Raw genomic sequence first — 22,565 nt, forward strand, 5'->3', positions numbered from 1 at the left:
GACCGGGGCGTTGCAGGGTTTGCGACAGGGTGGAGAGGGCGGGCGTGTCGCAGAGCCGACGCGTCGCGGCACCGGCATGGTGCGCCGGTGCCGCGCGTCGGGTCAGGCGTAGGCCGGCGAGAAGCCGGGCGTGTGTGCGTCGCCGAGCGGACCGTCCTCGCCCCAGTAGGGCGAGAGTCGGCGCAGCTGTTCGATCACCGGGACGAGGGTGTCCACCGCGCGATCGATCTCGGCGGCGCTGTTGTAGCGTGAGAGCGAGAAACGGATGGTGCCGTGGGCGGCGGTGAGCGGGATGCCCATGGCGCGCATCACGTGCGAGGGCTCGAGCGAGCCCGAGCTGCAGGCCGAGCCGCTGGAGGCGGCGATGCCGTGACGGTTGAGCAACAGCAGGATCGACTCGCCCTCGATGAACTCGAAGGCGATGTTGCTGGTGTTGGGCAGACGGTTGTCGGGATCGCCGGTGACGAAGCAGTGGGGCACGGCGGTGAGGATGCCGCGCTCGAGCCGGTCGCGCAGCGCGCGCACCGTGGTGCGCTCGTGCTCGAGCGCGGCGCCGGCCAGCTCGCAGGCGAGCCCGAGCCCGACGATGCCGGCGCTGTTCTCGGTGCCGGCGCGGCGACCGCGTTCCTGGTGACCGCCGCGCAGCAGCGGTCGGAAGCGGGTGTTGCGACGCACGTAGAGCACGCCGACGCCCTTGGCGGCGTGGAGCTTGTGCCCGGAGAGCGAGAGCATGTCGATGGCGCTGTCGGCGAGCGCGATCGGCAGCTTGCCCACCGCCTGCACCGCGTCGGTGTGGAACATCACGCCCGCCGCGCGTGCCATCTCGGCCATCTCCTCGACCGGGAACAGGGTGCCGGTCTCGTTGTTGGCCCACATCACCGAGACGATGGCGACCCGCTCGGTGAGCAGCGCGCGATAGGCATCGAGATCGAGTCGCCCGTGGCCGTCGACGCCGAGACGATGGATCACATAACCCTCCTTGGCGAGCTGGTCGCACAGGCTCAGCACCGCCGGGTGTTCGACCTCGGTGGTGATGATCTCGCGCCGCTCGGGCTGGGCGCGCAGCGCCGAGAGGATGGCGGTGGCGTCGGACTCGGTGCCGCAGGAGGTGAAGATGATCTCGGAGTCGTGCGTCGCGCCGAGCAGGGCGGCGACCTGGGCGCGTGCGGTGCGCAGCGCGCGCCCGACGCGATCGCCGTAGCGATGGATCGAGGAGGGGTTGCCGAACTGCTCGGTGAAGAAGGGCAGCATCGCCTCCACCACCTCGGGGGCGACCATGGTGGTGGCGTTGTTGTCGAGATAGATGCCGGGGGTCTGTTCGCTCATCGGTGGCTCCTCGCTGCGGATGGGGATGGGTGGCGATCGCGTCGCGCCGTGGGACGTCAGCAGGCGATCTGCTGGGGCGCGGCGGGGATCACTCGCAGCGGTTCGCCGAGCTCGGCGCTGAGCCGCTCCTGGATGCCGGAGAGGGTGAGCGAGGCCATCTGACAGCCGGCGCAGGCGCCCTTGAGGCTGACATAGACCGTGCGGCCGTCGACGTCGACCAGTTCGAGGTCGCCGTGGTCGCGCTGCAGCTCGGGGCGCAGGGTGTCGATCAGCCGCTCGATGCGGCGGATGCGCTGCAGGGTGTTGACGCGGGGCGCGGCGGGTTGCGGGGGTTCGGGGGCGCGCGGCGCCTGGACCGCCACGGCGGTGGGATTGACCCGGGCGATGATCTCCTCGATCTCCTCGTGACAGGCCGAGCAGCCGCCGCCGGCCTTGGTGTAATGGGTGACGGCGGTCACCGAGTCGAGCCCGTTGGCGCGTACCGTCTCCTCGATCATCCCGGCGTCGACCCCGAAGCACTTGCACACCAGCGCGCCCTCGGCGTGGTCGTCGTCCTCCCAGCGCTCGCCGCGATAGTTGGCGATCGCCGCCTGCAGCGCCTCACGCCCCATCACCGAGCAGTGCATCTTCTCGGCGGGCAGGCCGCCGAGGACATCGGCGATGTCCTGGTTGGTGACCGTCAGCGCCTGATCCAGGGTCATGCCCTTGATGATCTCGGTCAGCGCCGAGCTCGAGGCGATCGCCGAGCCGCAGCCGAAGGTCTGGAAACCGGCCTCGAGGATCACCTCGCGCTCGGGATCGACCCGGAGCGAGAGCCGCAGGGCGTCGCCGCAGGCGAGCGAGCCGACCTCACCGACGCCGTTGGCGTCCTGGACCGGGCCGGCGTTGCGAGGGTTGAAGAAGTGGTCCTGGACCTGCTCGGAATAGTCCCACATGGATTGCTCTCCCGTGTCATTTGGCTGGGGCCGGCGCGTGCTGCCCGGGGCTTGTCGAGTCAAAAAGCAAGCTCCGCGCCAGTCTTTGAAGAAGGCCGGAGGGCGCGGGTTGAGCGGGCTGCGACACGGTTGCATGAGGCGGGTTGTCGGGTCCTGGACAAGTGGTGCGCGCCCCGGTGGTGGCAAACCCGACAGCGGCGTCTCAACCGAGCAGCGCCTCGTAGGCATGCCGCAGCAGGTCGAGTTCGACCGGGGGGAGGGCGCTCGCCTGGGTCAGCGCGATGAAGCGCGCGCCCTGGGCGCCGACCTCGGCGATGGGTGGGTCGTGGTCGACGAAGCGGGCGAGGAAGACCGGCGCGGTGGTCTCGTCGACGGCGAGCTGGACCGGGAAGCGCAGGGTGATGGCCAGCGCGCCCTGGGCCAGCGCCAGCTCGCGCTCGAGCGCGCGCAGCAGCGCGCCGGGATGGACGACGACCTGAGGCGTCGTTCCCGACTCGATGATCCGGCTCCCCGGCGGCAGCGGCCCGGGGGCGCAGATACCGCCATGGCCGAGACGCAGGAAGCGCGTTCGGGCACTGACCGGGTGCTGGTGATAGAGGATGAGGTGGGGATCGCTCATGGCACGGCCCTCCTGGATGGCTCGGGGTGATCCGTGCGGTATTGCACGGGGCGTGCCGGGACCAGCGAGCAGGCGCCAGCCGCCAGTCGCCAGTCGCCAGTCGCCAGCGATCAGCCACCAGTCGCCAGTCGCCAGTCGCCAGTCGCCAGCGACCAGCCGTCAGCCGTCAGCCGTCAGCCGTCAGCCACCAGCGACCAGCCGTCAGCCGTCAGCCACCGGCCGCCAGCCGCCAGCGACCAGTCGCGGCCTGTCCTAGAGCGTTGACGCCGAGAACGCTCGCTGACCGGTGCCGACAGTTGATGGGACGTCACGCCGTCGTCGCGGCCGCACACTCACGGATGGCCGGGCGCTTGAATCCCTTTGCGGTCTTTGCGGCTTGGCGGTTCAATCTTCTGGCCGCTGGCCGCTGGCCGCTGGCCGCTGGCCGCTGGCCGCGCATCATCCCCGCGACGGCCGTCCGCTCATGCTAGGATTTCGCCGCCGGGCGGGGGTCGTCCGGGGCGGCGGTCCGGCCTGGTCCGCGCGCGGCTTGATTTGAGGCAGGCAGTCGAGACGATCATATCTATGGAATCCATCCCAGCGCGCCCCGGTGCCACGACCGCGCCGGGCGACATCCGTTGTGTCGCCACCGCGATCCGGCGACGGGTGCTCGAACACACCCTCGAGAACAACGGCGGCTATCTCAGCCAGGCCTGTTCCTCGGCCGAGATCCTCGCCACCCTCTATCTCGGGGTGATGCGGCTCGGGCCGAGCACGGCCCCGCCCACCCCGCGGCCCTTCGCCGGGGTGCCCGGTGCGGACAATCCGCACGCCTTCACCGGCGCCGACTACAACGGCGCGCCCGCGCCCGAGCTCGATCGCTTCATCTTCTCCCCGGTGCACTATGCGCTGGTGCTCTACTCGCTGCTGATCGAACTCGGTCGGTTGGGGCCGGATGCGCTCGATGCGTTCAACCGCGACGGCAGCACCGTCGAGCTGATCGGTGCCGAGCACTCGCCGGGTCACGAGGTCACCGCCGGGTCGCTGGGTCAGGCGTTGAGTCAGGCCGGCGGGATCGCGCTGGCGCGCCGGCTGCGCGGCGACACCGGTCGGGTGTGGGTGTTCATGTCCGACGGCGAGTTCCAGGAGGGACAGACCTGGGAGGCCTTCGCCGCGCTGGCGCATCATCGGCTCGGCAACATCGGGGTCTATGTCGACGCCAACGCCCAGCAGTGCGACGGTCCGATGGACACGGTGATGACCACCGAGCCGCTGGCCGCGCGGCTGCGCGCCTTCGGCGCCGAGGTGCGCGAGGTCGACGGTCACGACCCCGTGGCGCTGGCCGAGGCCGGGGAGGGGGTCGGGGAAGACGGCGTCCCGCGGGTGGTGATCGCCCGCACCGACCCCTGTCGCGGCATCGACCGGTTGCGCGAGCGCTGGCCCAAGCTCCACTACGTGCGCTTCAAGAACGAGGCGGAGTTCAATCTGTATCGCGGCCTGCTCGCGGGCCTGTCCGAGGGGGATGCCTGATGGAGATCGTGCAGCGGCCGCACCGCGACAACCTGGTGCGCTGGGCCGAGCAGCGGCCCGAGGTGCTGGTGCTCTCGGCCGACCTGACCAGCTCGTGCGAGGCCGACGGTTTCCGCGACGCCTATCCCGAGCGCTTCTTCTCGATGGGCATGGCCGAGCAGAACATGATGGGCTTCGCCGCCGGGTTGGCGCGCGAGGGCTTCTTCCCCTATGTCCACACCTTCGCGGTCTTCGTCTCGCGCCGCCCCTTCGACCAGGTGGCGATGTCGATCGCCTACCCGAATCTGCCGGTGCGACTGATCGGCTTCCTGCCGGGGATCACCACCCCGGGCGGCGTCACCCACCAGGCGGTCGACGACATCGGGCTGATGCGCCTGCTGCCGAACATGACGGTGCTCGAGTGCGGGGACGCCACCGAGGTCGAGCAGGTGCTCGACCTCGCCCAGGCGGTGCCGGGGCCGGTCTATGTGCGCATGCTGCGCGGCGAGGTGCCGCGGCTGTTCGACCCCGCCGAGCCGATGGTGCTGGGGCGGGCGCGGCTGCTCGGCGAGGGCGAGGACCTGATCGTGCTCTCCTCCGGGATCTGCACCGAGGAGGCGCTGCGCGCCACCGGCGCGTTGCGCGCCCACGGGCTCTCGGTCGGTCATCTGCACGTCTCCACCCTCAAGCCGTTCGACGACCCCCGGGTGCGCGCGGCGCTCGCCAGCGCCCGGCTCGGGGTCATCACCCTGGAGAACCACAGCATCGTCGGCGGGCTCGGCTCGGCGGTGGCCGAGCTCATGGCCGAGCGCGGCATCGGCGCCCGGCTGATCCGTCTCGGGCTGCGCGACACCTATGCCCACGGCGCCAGTCGTCAGTACCTGATGCGCGAGTACGGGCTCGACGCCATGGCCCTGGTGCGCGCCGCCGAGCGGCTGGTCGGTGAGCCGCTGGGCATCGACGAGGACGCACTCGCCGCGGTGCGCCTGGAGACCATGGGGCGCGCCGAGCGGACCGAGGACCTCTGAGGTCGTGGCGCCCGTGCTCGAGACCGCGCGGCTGCGGCTGCGTCAGTGGCACGGGCGCGACCTCGCCCCCTTCGCCGCGCTCAACGCCGATCCCCGGGTGATGGCCTGGCTGCCGCGTCCGCTCAGTCGCGCCGAGAGCGCGGCCATGGCGGCGCGCTGCCGGCGCTTGATCGCCGTCCAGGGCTGGGGCTTCTGGGCCGTGGAGACGCGCGCCGAGGGTGCTTTTCTCGGGCTCGTCGGGCTGCATCGCTGTGGCGCCGAGCTGCCCTTCGCACCCGCCGTCGAGATCGGCTGGCGTCTGGCCCGTCACGCCTGGGGCCAGGGCTATGCCGGCGAGGCGGCGCGCGCGGCGCTGGGCTTCGGCTTCACGCGTCTCGGGCTCGACGAGATCGTCGCTTTCACCAGTCTCCACAACCAGCGCTCGCTGGCGCTGATGGCGCGTCTCGGCATGCGCGCCGATCCCCAACCCTTCGAGCACCCGGCGCTGCCGCCGGGACACCGCCTGCGCGCGCACCGGCTGTGTCGTCTGGCGCGCGCCGACTGGCGCGACACGGCGGCGTCCGACCCGGCGCGCGACCATCGGGGCGGGATCGGCTAGTCTATGGCCCTCGATCGTCACCGGACCCCATCGTCATGCAGGACAGCACCCGGCTCGCGCTGAGCGGCGAGCGACTGACCGCCACCTATCACCTGCGCGCGAGCGCCGCCGAGGCCGAGGCGCGCGCGCGGGCGATCTGCGTCGAGCAGACCGTCGAGTTCCCCCCCGAGCTGATCGCCGAGACCGCGATCCATGATCAGGTCATCGGCGAGGTGCGCGCGCTGCGCCCGCTCGCGCCGGGGCGCTTCGAGCTGGTGGTGGCCTATCCGGTGGAAGCGGCGGGGGCCGAGCTGACCCAGCTGATCAATCTGCTGTTCGGCAACATCAGCATCCAGCCCGGGGTGCGGCTGGTCGATCTCGAGTTGCCGCCGGGGCTCGCCGCCGGTTATCGCGGTCCGCGCTTCGGGCGCGAGGGGCTGCGTGCCTGTTGCGGCGATCCGGCGCGCCCGCTGCTCTGCACCGCGCTCAAGCCGATGGGGCGCTCGCCCGCCGAGCTGGCCGAGCTGGCCTACCGGCTGGCGCGCGGCGGCATCGACCTGATCAAGGACGACCACGGGCTCACCGATCAGTCCTTCTGTCGCTTCGAGCCCCGGGTGCGGCTGTGCGCCGAGGCGGTGGCCCGCGCCAACCGCGAGTGCGGCGGTCACACCCGCTATCTGCCCAATGTCACCGCCCCGGCCGGCGAGCTGAGGGCGCGCGCGCAGCTGGCGCGTGCGGTCGGTGCCGGCGGGTTGCTGGTCTGTCCCGGGCTGGTCGGGTTCGATGCCATGCGCGCGCTGGCCGATGACGACACCCTGGGGCTGCCGATCCTCGCCCATCCCGCCTTCCAGGGCGCGCACTGCGCCAACTCCGACGGCGGGCTCGCCCACGGCGTGCTCTATGGCCTGTTCAACCGGCTGGCCGGGGCCGATGCGACCATCTTCCCGAGCTGGGGCGGGCGTTTCGCCTATACCGCGGAGGAATGTCGCGCGCTGGTCGCCGGTGCCAGCCGTCCCTTCGCCGGGCTGCGCCCGATCCTCCCGGTCCCGGCCGGCGGGATGCGGCTCGATCGGGTCGGCGAACTACTCGAATTCTATGGTCGCGACGCCATTCTCTTGATCGGGGGCGATCTGCATCGCGGAGACCTGAGCGCCAACTGCGCCAGGTTCGTCGCCGCCGCGACGGCCTGAGGCCGGTGCCGGGGACGGGCACGACGACCATGCACGAGGGAACGGAGACCCACCGCCGTCCGCTCCGTTGTCGTCATCCGGCGTGCGCCCCTGCGCATGCCCTGCCCGGAGGTGATTGCCCGTGATACGCTGGTTCCCGAGCCGGTCGACTCGAACACATCCGCTGCTCGGTCGGCGCGCCCTGGTCTTCGCCCTGGCCAGCGCCCTCTGTCTGACGCTGGCGCTGGGCATCGTCTACGGGCGCGAACCGGTCTATCGCGCCACCGCTTCGGTGCTCACGGTCAAGCCCAAGGCGGTCGATGCACCGAGCGCTACCGCCGATCCCGAACACGTGATGATCCAGCGTCGGCTGCTGCTCGGCGAGTCGCTGCTCGGTCGGCTCGCCATCGATCTGGCCGAGGCCGGGCTGGCGGTCGATGTGGCGGCGCTGCGCACGCGGCTCGCCGTCGAGCCGATCCCCGAGACCAACCTGCTCGAACTGCGCGCCGAGGGCGGTGACCCGGAGCGTTTGGCGGCGATCGTCAATCACTGGGTGCGGGCCTACGAACGGCTGCGCGCCGAGCAGGTCTCGGTCAGCGCCGGGCGCACCACCACCGAGCTCGAAGAGGAACAGGCGCGGCTGGAGCGGCGCATCGAGTCGGCGCGCGCCGAACTCGAGACCTTCGCCGCCGAGCACGACATCGTCGGCATCGAGCGCGCCGAGAGTCGCGCGCTCGCCGAGCTCGAGGATCTCAACGACGCACTCGGCAAGGCGCGCAACCGCGAGGTCGAGGCACTCGCCCGGCTGCGTGCGCTCGACGAGGCGGTGGCGCGCGGCGAGCGACTGATTCCGCGCGAGCAGCAGAACGACATCGCCCGGCTGCAACGCTATGTCGAGCGTGGCCGCGAGCGGCTCGATCAGCTCTATGCCCGCTACACCCAGGCCTATATCGATCGCGACCCGGCGTTGCGCGATCTGCCCGGCGAGCAGGCCGCGCTCGAGCAGTCGTTGGAGCGTGCGCTGCTGGTCGCGCGCATCACCGTCCGCGACGAGGCCCGTCAGGAGCTGGAGGCGGCACGCGAGACCGTCGCCCTGCTCGAGGACGATCTCGATCGTCAGCAGCGCGCGGTGCAGACCTTCTCGCGCCACTTCGCCACCTTCGAGGGGCTGCGCGAGGGACTCGACGGGCTCGAGACGCGTTTTGCCGAGAACGCCCAGCGACTCGCCGAGATCGCGCTGCGCGACTTCGAGCAGTATCCGCCGATCCAGGTGGTCGAGTGGGCCTATACGCCGAGCGCGCCGATTCGCCCCGACTATGCCCGCGATCTGCCGATCGCACTCGCCGCCGCGCTCCTCGCCGCGCTCTTCCTGACCTGGCTGACCGACTATCTCGGCGAGCGCTCCACGGCGCCGCGGGTCTCCTATCTCGGGGTGCGCATCGAGCGTGGCGAGGACGGTGACGGGGTGCGCCTGGTCGAATCCGCAGCGCCGGCGCCCGAGGACGGTGCCGGGCAGTCGGCGACGCTCGAGGCGCCGCGCGCGCGCGCGGCGGTGATCGACCTGCCGCGGTTGCCACGGCTGCTCGAGCCGGCCGAGATCGAGCTGCTGTTGCGTGATGTCGATACCGAGGTGCGTGGTCACTGCGCGCTCTTGCTCTCGGGGGTCACCCCGGCGGAGCTGATGCTGCTCGATCGCGACTGCTTCGACCCGGTCGCGGGCACGCTCTCGGTGCCGGGCGCGGGGCGGCGCGAGCTGGCGCTCGCGCCCGGGGCCTGGGGCCGGCTCGAACCGCTGCTCGATGGTCTGAGACGCGGTATCGGGCCACTCGCCGCCGAGCGACTCGACCGTGCGCTGGGCAAGGCCGCCGGGGCCTCGATGTTGCCTGAGCGGCGTGGGGTCGACGCCCAGGCGCTGTGGCACAGTTATCTGGTGTATCTGGCGCACCAGGGCGCCGATTTCGAGTGGTTGCAGCGTCGGGTCGGTCCGCTGGCCCCGGAGCTGCGCTCGGCGTTGCGCAAGTTCATGGTGGCCGGTGAGCGCGGCGAGGGGATCGACTGGGTCCATCCGGTCTTGCGTGACTGACAATCGATGGAGGGTTGGAGATGGCACTGAGGATCAAGAGTCACTGGTCGAACCCGGACCGTGCGCGCTCGCTCGACGAGGTCGCCGGCGCGCTGGCCTTCATCGCCTGGCGCATCGCCCTCGATCGCGCGATCAACCTGCACTGCGAGCGCTTCGTCTATCGCGACGACGCCCAGCGTCTGGCGGTGATCGAGGAGTATCTGGTGTTCCTCATCCAGATCGCCGATCGGCTCGCCCATGCCCGTCTCGACGAGGACCGGCGGCGCGACCTGATCACCGGGTTCGCGCGTCGGGTCTTCGATCACGTCCAGGACAACGCCACCGACCTGCTCGGGCCGGGGGCGCACGGCGCGGCCTTCATCGAGCGGCTCAACGCCCGCTCCGGGGAGTATGCCGAGTACGGCTTCACCGACGAGGGACCGAGCTATGCGCTGCTGCGGCACCTCGGCTTCGAGATCCAGCGCCTGATGGGCGAGGGGCAGGAGAATCGCTGGGTGATCGATCAGGTGATGGACCAGGATGGCTGGGAGGCCTACCGCCGCTTCGATCGCGCCTTCGCTGACCTGTTCGAGTCCGACCCCGTCTGATCCGCTCCGGCGTCGCGCTCGCGGCGCGCCAGCGCCATGCCGCCGAGGATCAGCGCCAGGGCGAGCAGGTGGCGGGAGGCGAGCGGCTCGCCGAGCAGTCCCACCCCCACCCCCAGCGCCCACAGCGGGATCAGATAGTTGAGCTGGGAGACGAAGGCCGCGCCGGCGCGCTTGACCAGTCGCATGTAGAGGATCGCTGCGAACGCGGTCGAACCGCCGCCGAGGGCGAGCAGTGCCAGCAGGTGGCGCTCCTCGGGGTGGATTGCGGTCGGTGTCGCCGGCAGCGCGAGCAGTGTCGGCAGCAACATCAGGGTCGCCAGGGTGGTGGTCGCCGCGGCGCTGTAGAGGGCGTCGCTCGGAGGCCGCAGTCGCGCCAGGATGGCGGCCACGGCATAGCAGCAGACGCCGAGCAGGATCACCCCCATCGCCGGCAGTCGCGCCGGGTCGACATCGCCCCAGGCCGCCGGTCCAATGAGCACCACGACCCCACAGAAGCCGACGAGGAAGCCGCCTGCGCGGTGTCGGGTGATGCGCTCGCCGGGTACGAGATAGTGCGCCATGCCGAGGGTGGCCAGCGGCATCGTCGCCATCAGGATGCCGGCCTGGGCGCTGGCGATCGTCTGCTGTCCCCAGGTCACCAGCGAATAGGGCAGGGCGTTGCCGAACAGCGCGATCAGCACATAGGCGCCCCACAGCCGTGCGCTGTGCGCCGGACGGCGGGCGAACAGCAGCGCCGCCGGGAGCAGCAGGGCGCAGGCGATCAGCAGCCGGGCGGCGACCACCAGCTGAACCGGCAGCGCCTCGACGCCGATCCCGGTGAGCGCGAAGGCCGAGCCCCAGAGTGCGGTGAGCGCGAGGAGCAGCAGCCAGTCGGTCGGGCGGTGGTGCATGGGGCAGGAGCCTGGGCGGTTCGATCAAGGGGGGCGGTATGTCATGGTGCGGGCTCGGGCGCGCGTCGCCCCATTTCGGGGCCGATGGGGCACGGGCGATGCTCGCAATCGCTGATCCGGGTCATTGTCGGAGCGTGCAAATCCATTGCAACGGTTGTGGTTGGGGGTTTTGCCCTTGCTTTTCGCCGGTCCCGGCATCATGATCCACGGCACTGCCGCAGTCCATCGCACCGCGTCCGTTCTCCTCCCCGGAGAAGCTCCTGAGACGCCATCACAGTCGATGCGGTAGCCCTCATAGCGAATCCACTCGGTCGCCGACATCGCGGTCTGTATCTTCCGCCTGGACCGAGTCTTGGGAGAAGATCAAGTATGTCCATTAAGATAGGCGGCGACACTCTCGCGCTCGATGCCGATATTCGTCGTCAGATTGAATCCGAGGCCAAGAAGCTCGAGGATCGCTTCACCGATGAGCGGATCGAGACGCAGGCCACCATCCAGGAGGAGTTCGACCGGTTGCACGGTCATCGCGTGCGCTGTGAACTCCGCATCAAACTCGCGCAGGGTCGCCAGTTGGTGGTGCGCGATGCCAGCAAGACCGCCGTCGAGGCGATCACCGGGGTGTTCGGCGCGGCGCGGCGCAGCGTGCGTCGGGTGCGCTGGCAGGGTGTGCTCGAGCGGACACCGGCCGGTCAGTCCGGCGAGCACGCCACCGAGATGGCTGGTCACTGAACCGGCCTCGTGCCGGGATGAGCGCCGCCATCCCGGCCGCTCCCGCCACCCCGCCCGGGCTTCGCTCTGTCCCTCACCGTCCCCACATCCTTCGCCATGGGCGGACGCGGGTATGCGTATCCGGCGTCCGCGTCGACTTCGAGCGATCGTCGTGCGCGGTGGTCGCGACCGTAGAACAGGAGTTACTCGAACATGAAGGTTGCAATCATTGGCGGGACCGGCTTCGTCGGTGCCCATCTGATCGATCATCTGCTCGCCGCCGGTCATGTGCCCCGGCTGCTGGTGCGCCCGGGCAGCGAGTCCAAGGTCGAGCGTGGCGTCGAGTGCGAGCTGGTGCCCGGCACCGTGGCCGAGCGCGTCGCGCTCGATGCCTGCGTGCGCGGCGCCGATGCGGTGATCTATCTGATCGGCATCCTGCGCGAGTTCCCGGCGCGCGGCATCACCTTCGAGGGGCTGCAGCATCAGGGCGTGGTCGATACCATCGCCGCGGCCCAGGCCGCCGGCGTGGGCCGTTTCCTGCTCATGAGCGCCAATGGGGTGCGACCCGATGGGACTGCCTACCAACGCACCAAGTTCGCCGCCGAGGAGGCACTCAAGACCTCGGGGCTGGCCTGGACCATCTTCCGCCCCTCGGTGATCTTCGGCGATCCGCGCGGGCGCATGGAGTTCTGCTCGCAGCTCAACAAGGACATCATCGCCGCGCCGATCCCGGCGCCGCTGTTCTACGACGGGCTGCTGCCGCAGCAGGCCGGGGCCTTCGAGCTGGCGCCGGTGCATATCGACGATGTCGCCCGCGCCTTCACCCTGGCGCTCGGCGAGCCGCGCACCGAGTCCCAGACCTACAGCCTGTGTGGCCCGCAGCGGCTGAGTTGGAAGGCGATCCTCGGCACCATCGCCGCGGCCGTGGGTAAGCAGAAGGCGATGGTCCCGGCGCCGGTATTCGCGGTCCGGGCGATGGCCGGGTTGTTCGACCGTTATCCCTGGTTCCCGATCAGTCGCGACCAGATCCAGATGCTGCTCGAGAGCAACGTCTGCAGCGAGAACGACAGCTTCGCCCGGCTCGGTCTGACCCCGACCCCGTTCAACGTCGATCAGCTCGGCTATCTCAACGGCTGACCCGGCTCAGCGCCTGATCGCCAGCACCAGGTCCATGACGTTGGTGCCGGTGGGGCCGGTGCGCAGCAGCTCGCCGGTGGCGGCGAACAGGCTGCCGGCGTCGGCGCCGGCGAGGTGCTCGGCGGGGTCGAGTCCGAGCCGACGTGCCCGCGTGCAGCTCGCCCCGTCGATCAGCGCCCCGGCGTCCTCGGTGGGCCCGTCGCTGCCGTCGCTGCCGGCGCTGAGCAGGGTGACGTCGTCGCGGTCGTCGAGGGCGATGGCCGCGGCCAGCGCGAGGTGCTGGTTGCGACCGCCGCGTCCGGGGCGGGGCGGTAGCCTGACCGTGGTCTCGCCGCTCCACAGATAGAGCCCCGGCGTGGTCGTGGCGGCGAGCTGGGTGGCCAGGCGCTGACCGGCGACGGCGGCCTCTCCGGTGAGCGGCTGGGGGTGCGGCCAGGTGGCGAGTCCCTGCGCACGGGCGTGTGCGAGCGCGGCGGCGCGGGCGTGGGCGGCGGCGCGGGCGTGGGCGGCGGTGGCCACCAACTCGATCTCCGGGCCGGGGCCGGTGGGCGCGGGGCGCGCGGCCAGTCCGTGGCGGACCAGCCGGTCGAGCCAGTCGGGCAGTCCGTGCAGCCCGCTGCAGCGGGCTGTCAGCTCCGGTTCGGGCACCAAGAGCCCGGAGCCGATCACCCCGGGGTCGTCGCCGGGGACGTCGGAGATCGCCAGCACCCGGGGGGTGTGCCCCGGCGGGCAGACGGCGAGCAGTCCGCCGGCCTTGATCCGCGACAGCGCCTTGCGCACCAGATTCATCGTCGCGATCGGTTGGCCGCTGGCGAGCAGCCAGTCGTTGACCCGCACCAGGGTGTCGAGATCGACCCCGGCGACCGGTACCTCGACCAGGCTCGAGGCCCCGCCGGAGATCAGCAAGAGTGGCTCGACCCCGGCGGGCAACGCGGCGAGCCGCGCGATCAGCGCGCGCCCGGCATCGAGGCTGCCGGCATCGGGCAGCGGGTGGCCGCCGCAACGGCAATCGAGTCGGGGGAAGTCGGCCGGGTCGACATGGCCCGCCTTGGTGATCAGCAGGCCGCCGGCGATCCTCTCCTCGCCGAGGGCGTTACAGGCGCCTCGGGCCATGGCGGCCGCGGCCTTGCCGATGGCGAACAGCTCGACCGGGTGAGGCGGCGCGCGCGCCTCCAGTGCGCGGGTGACCGCCCGGGTGCCGCCGACGGCTGCGATCGCCGCCATGAAGCAGTCGATGAGCAGGCGCCGGTCGTCGGTCATTCCCGGGATCAGCCCTTGCGGGTGACCTGATCGCGCAGATAGACGGGGATGGCCAGCTCCGGCACCACCTCGTGACCGAGCCGGTGCTCGGCCTCGGCGAGCACCGCCAGGTCACGCGCCTCGCAGACCCCTTCCTCGAGCACCCCGGCGAGTGCCGTGCCGATCTGCGGGCGCAGCCGTTCCGCATAGGCCGCCCAGCCGGGACCGACCCCGTACCAACCCTCGCCCTCGGGTGCTGGCACCGCTTCGGGGGCACAGACGCGCTCGCTGCCGCGCGCCTCGGCCAGCCCGGCTTCGTTGATCTCGAAGGCCCCCCAGTAGACCTCGTCCATGCGCGCATCGAGCGCCACCAGCAGCCGGGTGTGACCGCTGCGCCGGTAGGCGCCCTGGGCGATCGCCGCCAGGGTCGAGACCGGGATCACCGGCTGGTCGACGCCGAAGGCCACGCCCTGGATCACCGAGGCGGCGATCCGCACCCCGGTGAAGGACCCCGGCCCGCGCGCGAAGGCGAGCGCGTCGAGATCGGTGAGCCGCAGCCCGGCCTCGTCGACGAGCTGCTGCATCATCGGCAGGATGAGTTCGGCGTGGCGTCTGGGAGCGGTCTCGAGGCGCTGGGTCAGGGTCCCGTCCTGCAACAGGGCGGCTGAACAGGTCTCACCTGAGGTGTCGATCGCGAGGAGCTTCATGATGGTGGGATTACCGGGGTGATCGATGGTGCCCGTCGAGGACGGGCGATGACGCCGGGGCCGGGGCCCCGGCGGGCCGGGGCGGGCGGGATCAGGCGAAGTCGCGCAGCACCGCCTGGGTTTGCTCCGTGGTCAGGCGCGGGCCGAGGCTGGTGACCAGTCGCGCCGAGGCCGCCGAGGCCAGATCGCCGGCGCGCTGATGATCCCAGCCCTGGCTGAGACCATAGAGGAAAGCACCGGCGAACATGTCGCCGGCGCCGACGGTGTCGACCGCCTTGACCGGCACCGGAGCGATCTCGAGCATCTGTGCGCCGTCCCACACCAGCGCGCCCTGCGGGCCGCGGGTGATGGCGAAGCTGCGGCTGAGGGTCTTGAGATAGGTGATGGCGTCGCCGAGGTCCTCGCTGCCGGCCATGCCCATGGCCTCGAACTCGTTGGCGAACAGCAGGTCGACGCCCGAGCCGATCATCTCCAGCAGGCCGTCCTTGAAGAACTTCACCATGTTGGGGTCGGAGAGCGAGAAGGCGGTCTTGACGCCGGCCTCGTCGGCGATGCGCTTGGCCGCCTTGGCCGCCTCGCGGGCGCTGTCGGAGGTGACCAGATAGCCCTCGGTGTAGAACCAGCCCGAGTCGCGCAGCGCCTCCTCGACCAGTTCGTTGGTCGACAGCCCCTGGCTGATGCCGAGGAAGGTACACATGGTGCGATCGCTGTCGGGGGTGACCAGCACCACGCAGCGACCGGTGTCGCCGGCCTCCTTCTTGGTGTGGAGGTTGGTGTCGATACCGCCCTCGACCAGGTCCTGCATATAGAAGTGCCCGAGTTCGTCGTCGGCGACCTTGCAGGAATAGAAACCGCTGCCGCCGAACTGACCGACCGCGATCACGGAGTTGGCCGCCGACCCGCCCGAGCCGCGCTGATGGTGACGCTCACGGAGGTGGTCCATGATCGCTGCCTGCTGCTGCTCGTCGACCAGGGTCATCACGCCCTTGTCGATGCCGAGGATGCCGAGGTCGTTGGGGTCGACCTCGAACTCCATGTCGACGAGTGCGTTACCGATCCCATAGATGTCGTACTTGGCCATAGTGTCTCCGTGCTCCTGAAGTCGAGGGGGCACATTGTACAGATGTCGCTCGGGGGTGCAGGGCGGCGATGTGCTCAGTCGCGACCGGCGCGGTCGACGCGTCCGCCCTTGCAGCCAGCCGCGCGCGGCGGTGCGGCGCGCAGCAGTGCGTCGAGTCCGCGTCCGGCCTCGATCGGCCCCTTGAGGGCGAGGCGCAGCTCGCTGATCAGGCCGTCGTGACAGACCAGTTGCACCCGCTCGCCCGCGCCCTTGCCGAAGGCCCTGTCGAAGACCGCGCGTACCTCGCTCGCGCGCAGGTGCTGGCCGATGCGCGAGACGAAGAGGTCGCGGACCGGCGAAGCGTTGAGCGCGGCCAGGAGTCGCAGCGAGTCGGCGAAATAGCCCTCGGGGTCGTCGCCGTAGCAGCTGCCGTGCTTGACCCACTCGTGACGGTGCAGGGCCGAGCGCGTGCCCGGCATCACCCGGTCGAGTTCGCGTCGGGTGTCGGGCGCGAGTGCGAGCGCCGGCAGACGCTGCCAGTCGCCGTCGCGCGACAGCGCCCGTGCCTTCGCCGGGACATCGCAATAGACGTTGTCGCGCGGTTGCGGCCATAGTCCGTGGAGCGAGAAGGCGCGGGCATCGAAGCGTTGCGGGGTCTGGTCGCGGCACTCCGGTGCACGGCCACGGCGCTCGCAGAAGGCCGGCTGCCAGCTCACCGCGAGCAGATAGCGCGGTTCGCCGGTTGGGGCGGGCGGCGTGGCCGTGTCGGCGACCTCGACCAGCCGACCGCAGTCGTGCGCCACCCAACGCTGGGACGGCTCGACGCCCTGCAGACGCAGCAGATAGTGGCTGGGCTGGTCGGGGCGGTTGGCACCGACCACCGGGTAGCGCGCGCCCGGGTCGAGATGGATCGCCCCCGGGTTGGCGTCGTGACGGATGGCGACGGTGGCCGGGCAGGCGCGTTCGGCGATCAGGGTCGCCGAGAGCGGCGCGGCGCGCAGCGGCGCGAGCGCGCCGAGCGCGAGCAGCAGCGCTGCCGTCGCGCGCCATGTCGGCAGCGGTCTGATCGATGGGGTTCGGGTCATACGGTCACATCCTCGCTGGCGCGGGCCCGGCGCGTGCCGGGCCGATCAATGTGGGTGCGGGTGCGCGGGCGAGGGCAGCTGACGGTATTCCGAGCAGCGTCGTGGCGTCGGCACGCCCTTGCCGGGGTTGAGCAGTCCCGCGGGGTCGAAGACCGATTTTACCGCGTGGAACTGGGCCAGTTCGCGGGCGCTGAACTGTACGCACATCTGTCCGAGCTTCTCCACCCCGACCCCGTGCTCGCCGGTGATGGTGCCGCCGACCTCGACGCACAGCTCGAGCAGACGGGCGCCGAGCGCCTCGGTGCGTTCGAGTTCGCCGGGACGGTTGGCGTCGAACAGGATCAATGGGTGCAGGTTGCCGTCGCCGGCGTGGAACACGTTGGCCACCGCCAGGTCGTGTTCCGCGGCCAGCTCGGCGGTGCGGCGCAGCACCTCGGGCAGGGCGCGGCGCGGGATGGTGCCGTCCATGCAGTAGTAGTCGGGGGAGATCCGACCGACGGCGGGGAAGGCCGACTTGCGCCCCTGCCAGAAGCGCGCGCGTTCGGCCTCATCGCGCGAGACCCGCACCTCGGTGGCGCCGGCGCGCGCGAGCAGGGTCTCGACCGCCTCGACCTGGGCGGCGACCTCGGCCTCGGTGCCGTCGAGCTCGCAGAGCAGGATGGCGGCGGCCTCGACCGGGTAGCCGGCACCGATGAAGTCCTCGGCGGCGCGGATCGCCGGGCCGTCCATCATCTCCAGCCCCGCCGGGAGGATACCGGCGGCGATGATCTCGCCCACCGCCGCGCCGGCCCGACCGACGTCGTCGAAGGCGGCGAGCAGCGCGCGCGCCAGCGGCGGGCGGGGCAGCAGCCGTACCGTCACCTCGACGGTGATCCCGAGCATCCCCTCGGAGCCGATATAGAGCGCGAGCAGGTCGTAGCCGGGGCCGTCGAGCGCCTCGCCGCCGAGTTCGATCAGCTCGCCCTCGGCGCTGACCAGCTTGACCGCAAGCACGTTGTGCACCGTCAGGCCGTATTTCAGACAGTGCACCCCGCCCGAGTTCTCGGCGACGTTGCCGCCGATGGTGCAGGCGATCTGGCTGGAGGGGTCGGGGGCGTAGTAGAGCCCGTGGGCGGCGGCCGCCTCGCTGATGGCGAGGTTGCGCACCCCGGGCTGGACCCGCGCCAGCCGCGCCTCGGGGTCGAGTGCGAGGATGCGGTCGAGCCGCGCCAGGCTGAGCACGATGCCCTCGCCGCAGGGCAGGGCGCCGCCCGAGAGTCCGGTCCCGGCGCCGCGCGCGACCACCGGCACCCGACGCTGATGACACAGCCGCATCACTTGCTGCACCTCGGCGACATCGCGCGGCAGGACCACCAGCAGTGGCGTCTGGCGATAGACCGAGAGTCCGTCGCACTCGTAGGGGCGCACCTCCTCCTCGCGTGCGAGTACCGCCTCGGCGGGGAGGAAGGTGCGCAGCGCGCGCGCCAGTTCGGCACGGCTGGCGCACAGCTCGGGGTCGTCGAACGGACGTCCGGGTGGCTGGATCCGACTCATCGGCGGTCTCCTCGGCGCTGGTCTCGTGGTGTGCCGTCGGTCGGGACGAACGACGGCATTTGAGCATCGGGTGCGCTTCGCGCTAGAATCGCCTCCCCCAGCACCCTTCTTGGGTGCCGGCACCCCTACCTCAAGGCTGGCGTAGCTCAGTTGGCAGAGCAACTGATTTGTAATCAGTAGGTCGTCGGTTCGAATCCGTCCGCCAGCTCCATCTCTCCGCTCCCCGGTCTCAGTCGATCTCCGCGTCCCGAGACACGATCACGGTTGCTGTGATCCGGGCGTCATGTCCCTGCTGCAGGCCCCGGACCCCATCGCTCTACTTCCGCTCGTTGACGGTCGCTGTCGTGCCCTGCCAGTCGGATAGGATGCGCTGGCAGCCCTGTCGCCGGGATCGGTCCGCTATGCGGCGGCCGTCTCGATGTGTCTGGCCAGATGGGCATCGAAACGGCTCAGGGCCTGCTCGATGTCCGGGTTCTTCATCACGTCGTAGCAGGCGAAGGTCGCGAGCGGCTCCATGCCGAAGAAGCGGAAGTTCATGTGCATGGGGAAGAACAGGTCGTCGACCGAGCGGCCCTGGAAGAGGTCTTGCTCGGGGTCGTCGAAGGCCGCCCGGGGCGCGTTGAAGGTCAGTGAGAGCATGTAGCGCTTGCCGGTCAGGGTGCCGCCGGAGCCGTATTGTCTGGAGGGGTCGCTGCGGGTGCGACCGTCGCCCTCGCACAGCTCGCCCGCCATGCCCGCCGAGTAGACCTCGTCCATGTAGCGCTTGAACGTCCAGGGCACGCTCATCCAGTAGACCGGGGTCTGCAGCAGGATGATGTCGGCCCACCGGTGTTTGTCGAGTTCGTCGGCGAGCCTGTAACCATCGTGGACGACAGTGGTGCGGATAACGTGACCTTGGTCCCCGAGCCGGGTACGGGCGCGCTCGACGAGCGTGGCGTTGAGCCGGCCGGGCGAGGACGGGCAGGGCTCATGGGCGTTGATGATGAGGATGTTCGACATCGCTGCGGCTCCACCGTGTGAGACTGTGGTGGTATGGTGTGACACCAAGTAACCCTCGTCAATCAGTATACTTTTTGTAACCACATGAAGACACCCAAGCCCTCCCTCGAACCCGTGCCGGATGGGTGTAAGGCCGTCCTCGATGCCTGTACCGAGCCCTGTCCGATCGAGCGCGGGATGCGGATCATCGGTGGCAAGTGGAAGGGCTCGATCCTCTGGCACCTGCAGGACGGCCCCGTGCGCTTCAACGACCTGGCGCGCCAGCTCGGCGGTGCCAGCAGGAAGATGGTCGCGCAGCGGCTCAGGGAGATGGAGGAGATGGGGCTGGTGGAGCGCACCGTGCTCAGCACCCGCCCGATCGCCGTGACCTACGAGATCACCGACTTCGGGCGCTCGTTGCTGAGCGTGCTGGAGCAGCTCAAGGCGTGGGCCGAGGCCCACGGGGTATGAGCATGTGATGCCCGCTCAGCCCCCGGCGTCCGCCGCCAGCCCGTGCGCGGCCTTGAGCTGCTGGCGGATCCACAGGCACATCGGGTCGCGGTGGAAGCGCTCGTGCCAGTAGAGATGGATCTGCGGGCGATCCAGGGTGGTGGTGGTCGGCGCCTCGCGCACCACCAGCGCGCTGCCCCGGGTGAGTGTCTCGGCGAAGCGTCGCGGCAGGCGGAAGACGACGTCGCTGTGCTCGCAGAAGGCGGCGATGGCGCTGAAGCTCGACAGTCGCAGCGGCTCGTTGAGCCGTTCGCCGGGTGCGAGCAGCCCCTGCTCGACCAGTTCCTGCCCGAGTAGGCCGCCGCCGCGACTGGTGAGCGAGACCAGACCGTGGCGCGCGGCGACATAGCGCTCGACGGTCAGCTCGCCCGCTGCCAGCGGGTGGTCGGCGCGCATCACCAGCGCAAAGGTCAGTGGTGCCAGCGGGGTGCGATGGAGTTCGCCGGTGCCGGCGGCGGGGGTGAACGCGGAGAGCACGAAGTGCACCTCGCCGCGCTCGAGTTGGCCGAAGTGCTCGCGCGGCTCGCTCTGGACCTCCAGCACCATCCCCGGCGCCAGCCGACTCATGCGCGCGAACAGCGGTGGCAGGAACCAGCCGATCTCGGGCTCGGGGCCGTGGAAGCGCACCGTCTGGGTCGAGGTCGCCGGGTCGAAGTCCGGGCCGGCGACCAGTCGCTCGGTCTCGGCAAGCAGCTGGCGCAGCCTCGGCAGCAGTCGCTCGGCACGCGCGCTCGGCACATAGCCGCTGGGGGTGCGCACCAGCAGCGGGTCGTCGAACAGGGCGCGCAAGCGCCGCAGCGCACGGCTGACGGCGGGCTGGCTCATCCCGAGCTGCTCGGCGGCGCGCGAGACGTGACGCTCTTCCAGGAGCTGGCGCAGCACCACGAGCAGGTTCAGGTCGAGGTCGCGGAGATTCATTCAGCGAATATGCATTATCGCACTCATGCATTGGAAGCATGAGTGTGCACCCCCTAGTCTGGCGACATCGAAACCAACCGCCGCTGCGCGGCGCCAGACGGAGATTGAACGATGCGTCCAGATACCCCCACCAGACTGAGCGGCAACACCATTGCGCTGCACTGGATCGTCGCGGTGATGATGATCGTACTGACCCTCAGTGGGCTCTACATGGAACAGGCCGGGGTCTATGCGCTCTACCCCTGGCACAAGTCCTTCGGTGTGCTGATCGTGCTCTTCGTGGCACTACGGGTGCTCTGGCGCATCCGTAACGGCTGGCCCGCGCACGTCGGTCGCTACACCCGGATCGAGCAGTGGCTGGCCAAGGCGGTGCACTGGCTGTTGATCATCGGTACGGTGCTGATGCCGGTCTCCGGCTTCATGATGTCGGCGCTGGGCGGGCACGGCGTGTCGCTGTTCGGGCTGGAGCTGGTGGCGCCGAACCCGGACCCGGCCGACCCGCAGCAGGTGGTGCCGATCAACGCGCTGCTGGCGCAGCTCGGTCACTGGCTGCACGGTCTCGGCGGCGATCTGCTGATCGGTGCCGTGGCGCTGCATCTCGTCGGCGCGCTCAAGCATCATCTGATCGATCGCGACGGCACGCTGCGACGGATGCTCGGCGCCGAGGTGCAGGTCGACGGCTGAGGCCGGTCGGTCGGCGCGACGGGCCGGGTTGGTCCGTCGTCGCCGTGCTGCTAGTGTTGCCTCGACATGACCAACCCTGGGAGTGCGAGACATGCGCGACGCGCACCATGACCTGCGAACCGTCACCCTGCGCAACGGCGTGCGGATGCCGACCCTCGCCTTCGGCACCGCCTTCGGCGACTGGGTGGGCGCGACCGCCTTCCAGGGCTTCCTCCCCGAACGGGCCTGGCGCGCCGTCGATCTGGCGCTGGACAACGGCTATCGGGCGTTCGACTGTGCCCATGTCTACGGGACCGAGCGCATGGTCGGCACCCTGCTCGGTCAGCGCTTTGCCAGCGGCGCCCTGACCCGCGATGCGGTCTTCATCACCACCAAGCTCGCCCATCCGGCGGCGCCGCCGCACCTCAACGTCTCGCACAAGCGGACCTGGGACGCCGACCGGGTCGAGGACATCGCCCAACGGGTCCGCGACGACATGGTCGACAGCCTCGATGATCTCGGGCTCGGCTATGTCGACCTGCTGCTGGTGCACTGGCCGGGGAGCTTCAGCGCGCCGCCCGGCGGCGACCCGGAGGTCTCGCGGCGCGCCCGCGCCACCATCTGGCGCGCCTTTTGTGAGCTTGCCGACAAGGGCGCGGCGCGCGCCATCGGTGTCTCCAACTTCACCATCGACCATCTGCGCCAGCTGATCGCCGACGTGCCCGAGCCCGCGTACCGTCCCGCGGTCAATCAGGTCGAGATCCACCCCTATTGCCGGGACCCCGAGCTGGAGGCCTTCTGCCGCGCGCAGAGCATCGTCGTCACCGCCTATGCGCCCTTCGCCAGCGGGGCCTTCGAGTTGCTGCGCGACCCGGTCCTGGTCGCCATCGCCGGGCGTCACGGCAAGAGCCCCGGTCAGGTCGTGTTGCGCTGGCACCTGCAGCGCGGTCGCACCGCGCTGCCCAAGACCTCCAGGGCCGAGCGCATGGTCGAGAACCAGTCGATCCACGACTTCATCCTCGACGCCGAGGAGATGCGGGCGATCGACGCGCTCGGCGTCGGCACCCCCCGCCGCACCTGTCCTGACCCGACGGCGATCGCCTGAGGGGCGATCGGGTTTCCAGCCGTCAGTCGGCAGTCGGCAGCCGCCAGCTTTCAGCCGCCAGCTTTCAGCCGCCAGCCGCCAGCTGCCAGCTGCCAGCCTTCCCGCTGGCGGCTGATTCGCCGCGTCTCCCTATCTGCGCCGGTCATGAACACCGGCCCTCCCCACTGGAGGCTGACAGCTGGGGGCTGGCCGCTTGAAGACTGGCAGCTTGAAGACTGGC

Annotated in this window: 22 protein-coding genes and 1 tRNA gene; 12 read left to right on the forward strand and 11 right to left on the reverse strand. The window is 70.5% G+C overall.

Annotation, left to right across the window (positions count from 1 at the left end):
* Positions 1 to 102 precede the first annotated feature (102 nt).
* The 3 genes from nifS to EBL84_RS06785 all read right to left on the reverse strand — a co-directional run bounded on the left by nifS (position 103) and on the right by EBL84_RS06785 (position 2,880).
* Positions 103 to 1,326: a cysteine desulfurase NifS gene (gene nifS, locus EBL84_RS06775; protein ID WP_123140117.1), complete on the reverse strand. Its 1,224-nt coding sequence runs from the start codon at positions 1,324 to 1,326 to the stop codon at positions 103 to 105.
* A gap of 56 nt (positions 1,327 to 1,382) precedes the next feature.
* Entirely contained in the window at positions 1,383 to 2,261 is an 879-nt protein-coding gene (gene nifU / locus EBL84_RS06780; RefSeq protein ID WP_062277399.1) for a Fe-S cluster assembly protein NifU, read from the reverse strand.
* Between the two features lie 202 nt (positions 2,262 to 2,463).
* Positions 2,464 to 2,880, reverse strand: a complete 417-nt coding sequence (locus EBL84_RS06785) for a hypothetical protein (protein ID WP_123140118.1) — start codon at positions 2,878 to 2,880, stop codon at positions 2,464 to 2,466.
* 564 nt (positions 2,881 to 3,444) lie between these two features.
* On the opposite strand from EBL84_RS06785, the gene EBL84_RS06795 reads away from it, so the two are divergent.
* From EBL84_RS06795 to EBL84_RS06820, 6 genes are all read left to right on the forward strand, one after another.
* Positions 3,445 to 4,389, forward strand: coding sequence for a transketolase (locus tag EBL84_RS06795; RefSeq protein ID WP_123140119.1), 945 nt, complete (start codon positions 3,445 to 3,447; stop codon positions 4,387 to 4,389).
* The gene (locus EBL84_RS06800) at positions 4,389 to 5,396 is read left to right on the forward strand and encodes a transketolase family protein (RefSeq protein WP_190287900.1); all 1,008 of its coding nucleotides are present in this window, start codon (positions 4,389 to 4,391) and stop codon (positions 5,394 to 5,396) included. Before EBL84_RS06795 ends, EBL84_RS06800 begins: the two co-directional genes overlap by 1 nt.
* Positions 5,397 to 5,400: 4 nt before the next feature.
* Positions 5,401 to 5,994, forward strand: a complete 594-nt coding sequence (locus EBL84_RS06805; RefSeq protein ID WP_123140120.1) for a GNAT family N-acetyltransferase — start codon at positions 5,401 to 5,403, stop codon at positions 5,992 to 5,994.
* A gap of 35 nt (positions 5,995 to 6,029) precedes the next feature.
* A complete protein-coding gene (locus tag EBL84_RS06810) occupies positions 6,030 to 7,163 on the forward strand; it encodes a RuBisCO large subunit C-terminal-like domain-containing protein (protein WP_123140121.1) in 1,134 nt (377 codons plus the stop codon).
* 121 nt (positions 7,164 to 7,284) lie between these two features.
* Positions 7,285 to 9,225 (forward strand): hypothetical protein, encoded by a 1,941-nt coding sequence (locus EBL84_RS06815; protein ID WP_190287901.1) that lies wholly within the window; start codon positions 7,285 to 7,287, stop codon positions 9,223 to 9,225.
* Between the two features lie 20 nt (positions 9,226 to 9,245).
* Positions 9,246 to 9,812, forward strand: a complete 567-nt coding sequence (locus tag EBL84_RS06820; RefSeq protein WP_123140179.1) for a hypothetical protein — start codon at positions 9,246 to 9,248, stop codon at positions 9,810 to 9,812.
* On the opposite strand, the gene EBL84_RS06825 is transcribed toward EBL84_RS06820, so the two are convergent.
* Positions 9,758 to 10,702: a DMT family transporter gene (locus EBL84_RS06825; RefSeq protein ID WP_123140123.1), complete on the reverse strand. Its 945-nt coding sequence runs from the start codon at positions 10,700 to 10,702 to the stop codon at positions 9,758 to 9,760. The two genes, EBL84_RS06820 and EBL84_RS06825, sit on opposite strands and share 55 nt — an antisense overlap.
* 369 nt (positions 10,703 to 11,071) lie before the next feature.
* On the opposite strand from EBL84_RS06825, the gene EBL84_RS06830 reads away from it, so the two are divergent.
* Entirely contained in the window at positions 11,072 to 11,431 is a 360-nt protein-coding gene (locus EBL84_RS06830) for an HPF/RaiA family ribosome-associated protein (protein ID WP_062275241.1), read from the forward strand.
* Between the two features lie 192 nt (positions 11,432 to 11,623).
* Positions 11,624 to 12,547: an SDR family oxidoreductase gene (locus tag EBL84_RS06835; protein ID WP_123140124.1), complete on the forward strand. Its 924-nt coding sequence runs from the start codon at positions 11,624 to 11,626 to the stop codon at positions 12,545 to 12,547.
* Positions 12,548 to 12,553: 6 nt separating this feature from the next.
* On the opposite strand, the gene EBL84_RS06840 is transcribed toward EBL84_RS06835, so the two are convergent.
* The 5 genes from EBL84_RS06840 to EBL84_RS06860 all read right to left on the reverse strand — a co-directional run bounded on the left by EBL84_RS06840 (position 12,554) and on the right by EBL84_RS06860 (position 18,171).
* A complete protein-coding gene (locus tag EBL84_RS06840; RefSeq protein ID WP_123140125.1) occupies positions 12,554 to 13,807 on the reverse strand; it encodes a DUF4147 domain-containing protein in 1,254 nt (417 codons plus the stop codon).
* Between the two features lie 8 nt (positions 13,808 to 13,815).
* Positions 13,816 to 14,493, reverse strand: a complete 678-nt coding sequence (gene tsaB, locus EBL84_RS06845; protein WP_123140126.1) for a tRNA (adenosine(37)-N6)-threonylcarbamoyltransferase complex dimerization subunit type 1 TsaB — start codon at positions 14,491 to 14,493, stop codon at positions 13,816 to 13,818.
* Positions 14,494 to 14,584: 91 nt separating this feature from the next.
* Complete coding sequence (locus EBL84_RS06850; protein WP_123140127.1) at positions 14,585 to 15,574, reverse strand: adenosine kinase; 990 nt, start codon at positions 15,572 to 15,574, stop codon at positions 14,585 to 14,587.
* A gap of 74 nt (positions 15,575 to 15,648) precedes the next feature.
* A complete protein-coding gene (locus EBL84_RS06855; RefSeq protein WP_123140128.1) occupies positions 15,649 to 16,638 on the reverse strand; it encodes a ribonuclease T(2) in 990 nt (329 codons plus the stop codon).
* Between the two features lie 45 nt (positions 16,639 to 16,683).
* On the reverse strand, positions 16,684 to 18,171 hold the full coding sequence (locus EBL84_RS06860) for an FAD-linked oxidase C-terminal domain-containing protein (protein ID WP_123140129.1): 1,488 nt from the start codon (positions 18,169 to 18,171) through the stop codon (positions 16,684 to 16,686).
* Positions 18,172 to 18,306: 135 nt separating this feature from the next.
* Here EBL84_RS06860 and EBL84_RS06865 point away from each other — a divergent pair.
* A tRNA-Thr gene (locus tag EBL84_RS06865) sits at positions 18,307 to 18,382 on the forward strand.
* A gap of 188 nt (positions 18,383 to 18,570) precedes the next feature.
* Here the strand turns inward: EBL84_RS06865 and EBL84_RS06870 are convergent.
* Positions 18,571 to 19,170, reverse strand: a complete 600-nt coding sequence (locus EBL84_RS06870; RefSeq protein WP_123140130.1) for an NAD(P)H-dependent oxidoreductase — start codon at positions 19,168 to 19,170, stop codon at positions 18,571 to 18,573.
* A gap of 84 nt (positions 19,171 to 19,254) precedes the next feature.
* On the opposite strand from EBL84_RS06870, the gene EBL84_RS06875 reads away from it, so the two are divergent.
* Positions 19,255 to 19,620 (forward strand): helix-turn-helix domain-containing protein, encoded by a 366-nt coding sequence (locus EBL84_RS06875; protein ID WP_123140131.1) that lies wholly within the window; start codon positions 19,255 to 19,257, stop codon positions 19,618 to 19,620.
* Between the two features lie 15 nt (positions 19,621 to 19,635).
* On the opposite strand, the gene EBL84_RS06880 is transcribed toward EBL84_RS06875, so the two are convergent.
* Positions 19,636 to 20,577, reverse strand: coding sequence for a LysR family transcriptional regulator (locus EBL84_RS06880; RefSeq protein WP_123140132.1), 942 nt, complete (start codon positions 20,575 to 20,577; stop codon positions 19,636 to 19,638).
* Positions 20,578 to 20,688: 111 nt separating this feature from the next.
* Here EBL84_RS06880 and EBL84_RS06885 point away from each other — a divergent pair, with 111 nt between their 5' ends.
* Together EBL84_RS06885 and EBL84_RS06890 are read left to right on the forward strand one after the other, a co-directional pair.
* Positions 20,689 to 21,261: a cytochrome b gene (locus EBL84_RS06885; RefSeq protein WP_123140133.1), complete on the forward strand. Its 573-nt coding sequence runs from the start codon at positions 20,689 to 20,691 to the stop codon at positions 21,259 to 21,261.
* A gap of 91 nt (positions 21,262 to 21,352) precedes the next feature.
* A complete protein-coding gene (locus EBL84_RS06890) occupies positions 21,353 to 22,345 on the forward strand; it encodes an aldo/keto reductase (protein WP_123140134.1) in 993 nt (330 codons plus the stop codon).
* Positions 22,346 to 22,565: the final 220 nt, after the last annotated feature.

This window comes from Marichromatium sp. AB31 (genome assembly GCF_003718685.1).
In the GTDB taxonomy this organism is placed as follows: Bacteria; Pseudomonadota; Gammaproteobacteria; order Chromatiales; family Chromatiaceae; genus Marichromatium; species Marichromatium gracile.

Coding starts and splice junctions, on each gene's coding strand:
- EBL84_RS06830 (WP_062275241.1), top strand. CDS start 11,072: ATGTCCATTAAGATAGGCGGCGACACTCTCGCGCTCGATGCCGATATT.
- EBL84_RS06840 (WP_123140125.1), bottom strand. CDS start 13,807: ATGACCGACGACCGGCGCCTGCTCATCGACTGCTTCATGGCGGCGATC.
- EBL84_RS06875 (WP_123140131.1), top strand. CDS start 19,255: ATGAAGACACCCAAGCCCTCCCTCGAACCCGTGCCGGATGGGTGTAAG.
- nifU (WP_062277399.1), bottom strand. CDS start 2,261: ATGTGGGACTATTCCGAGCAGGTCCAGGACCACTTCTTCAACCCTCGC.
- EBL84_RS06880 (WP_123140132.1), bottom strand. CDS start 20,577: ATGAATCTCCGCGACCTCGACCTGAACCTGCTCGTGGTGCTGCGCCAG.
- EBL84_RS06890 (WP_123140134.1), top strand. CDS start 21,353: ATGCGCGACGCGCACCATGACCTGCGAACCGTCACCCTGCGCAACGGC.
- EBL84_RS06820 (WP_123140179.1), top strand. CDS start 9,246: ATGGCACTGAGGATCAAGAGTCACTGGTCGAACCCGGACCGTGCGCGC.
- nifS (WP_123140117.1), bottom strand. CDS start 1,326: ATGAGCGAACAGACCCCCGGCATCTATCTCGACAACAACGCCACCACC.
- EBL84_RS06850 (WP_123140127.1), bottom strand. CDS start 15,574: ATGGCCAAGTACGACATCTATGGGATCGGTAACGCACTCGTCGACATG.
- EBL84_RS06835 (WP_123140124.1), top strand. CDS start 11,624: ATGAAGGTTGCAATCATTGGCGGGACCGGCTTCGTCGGTGCCCATCTG.
- EBL84_RS06855 (WP_123140128.1), bottom strand. CDS start 16,638: ATGACCCGAACCCCATCGATCAGACCGCTGCCGACATGGCGCGCGACG.
- EBL84_RS06885 (WP_123140133.1), top strand. CDS start 20,689: ATGCGTCCAGATACCCCCACCAGACTGAGCGGCAACACCATTGCGCTG.
- EBL84_RS06785 (WP_123140118.1), bottom strand. CDS start 2,880: ATGAGCGATCCCCACCTCATCCTCTATCACCAGCACCCGGTCAGTGCC.
- EBL84_RS06800 (WP_190287900.1), top strand. CDS start 4,389: ATGGAGATCGTGCAGCGGCCGCACCGCGACAACCTGGTGCGCTGGGCC.
- EBL84_RS06810 (WP_123140121.1), top strand. CDS start 6,030: ATGCAGGACAGCACCCGGCTCGCGCTGAGCGGCGAGCGACTGACCGCC.
- EBL84_RS06825 (WP_123140123.1), bottom strand. CDS start 10,702: ATGCACCACCGCCCGACCGACTGGCTGCTGCTCCTCGCGCTCACCGCA.
- EBL84_RS06870 (WP_123140130.1), bottom strand. CDS start 19,170: ATGTCGAACATCCTCATCATCAACGCCCATGAGCCCTGCCCGTCCTCG.
- tsaB (WP_123140126.1), bottom strand. CDS start 14,493: ATGAAGCTCCTCGCGATCGACACCTCAGGTGAGACCTGTTCAGCCGCC.
- EBL84_RS06795 (WP_123140119.1), top strand. CDS start 3,445: ATGGAATCCATCCCAGCGCGCCCCGGTGCCACGACCGCGCCGGGCGAC.
- EBL84_RS06860 (WP_123140129.1), bottom strand. CDS start 18,171: ATGAGTCGGATCCAGCCACCCGGACGTCCGTTCGACGACCCCGAGCTG.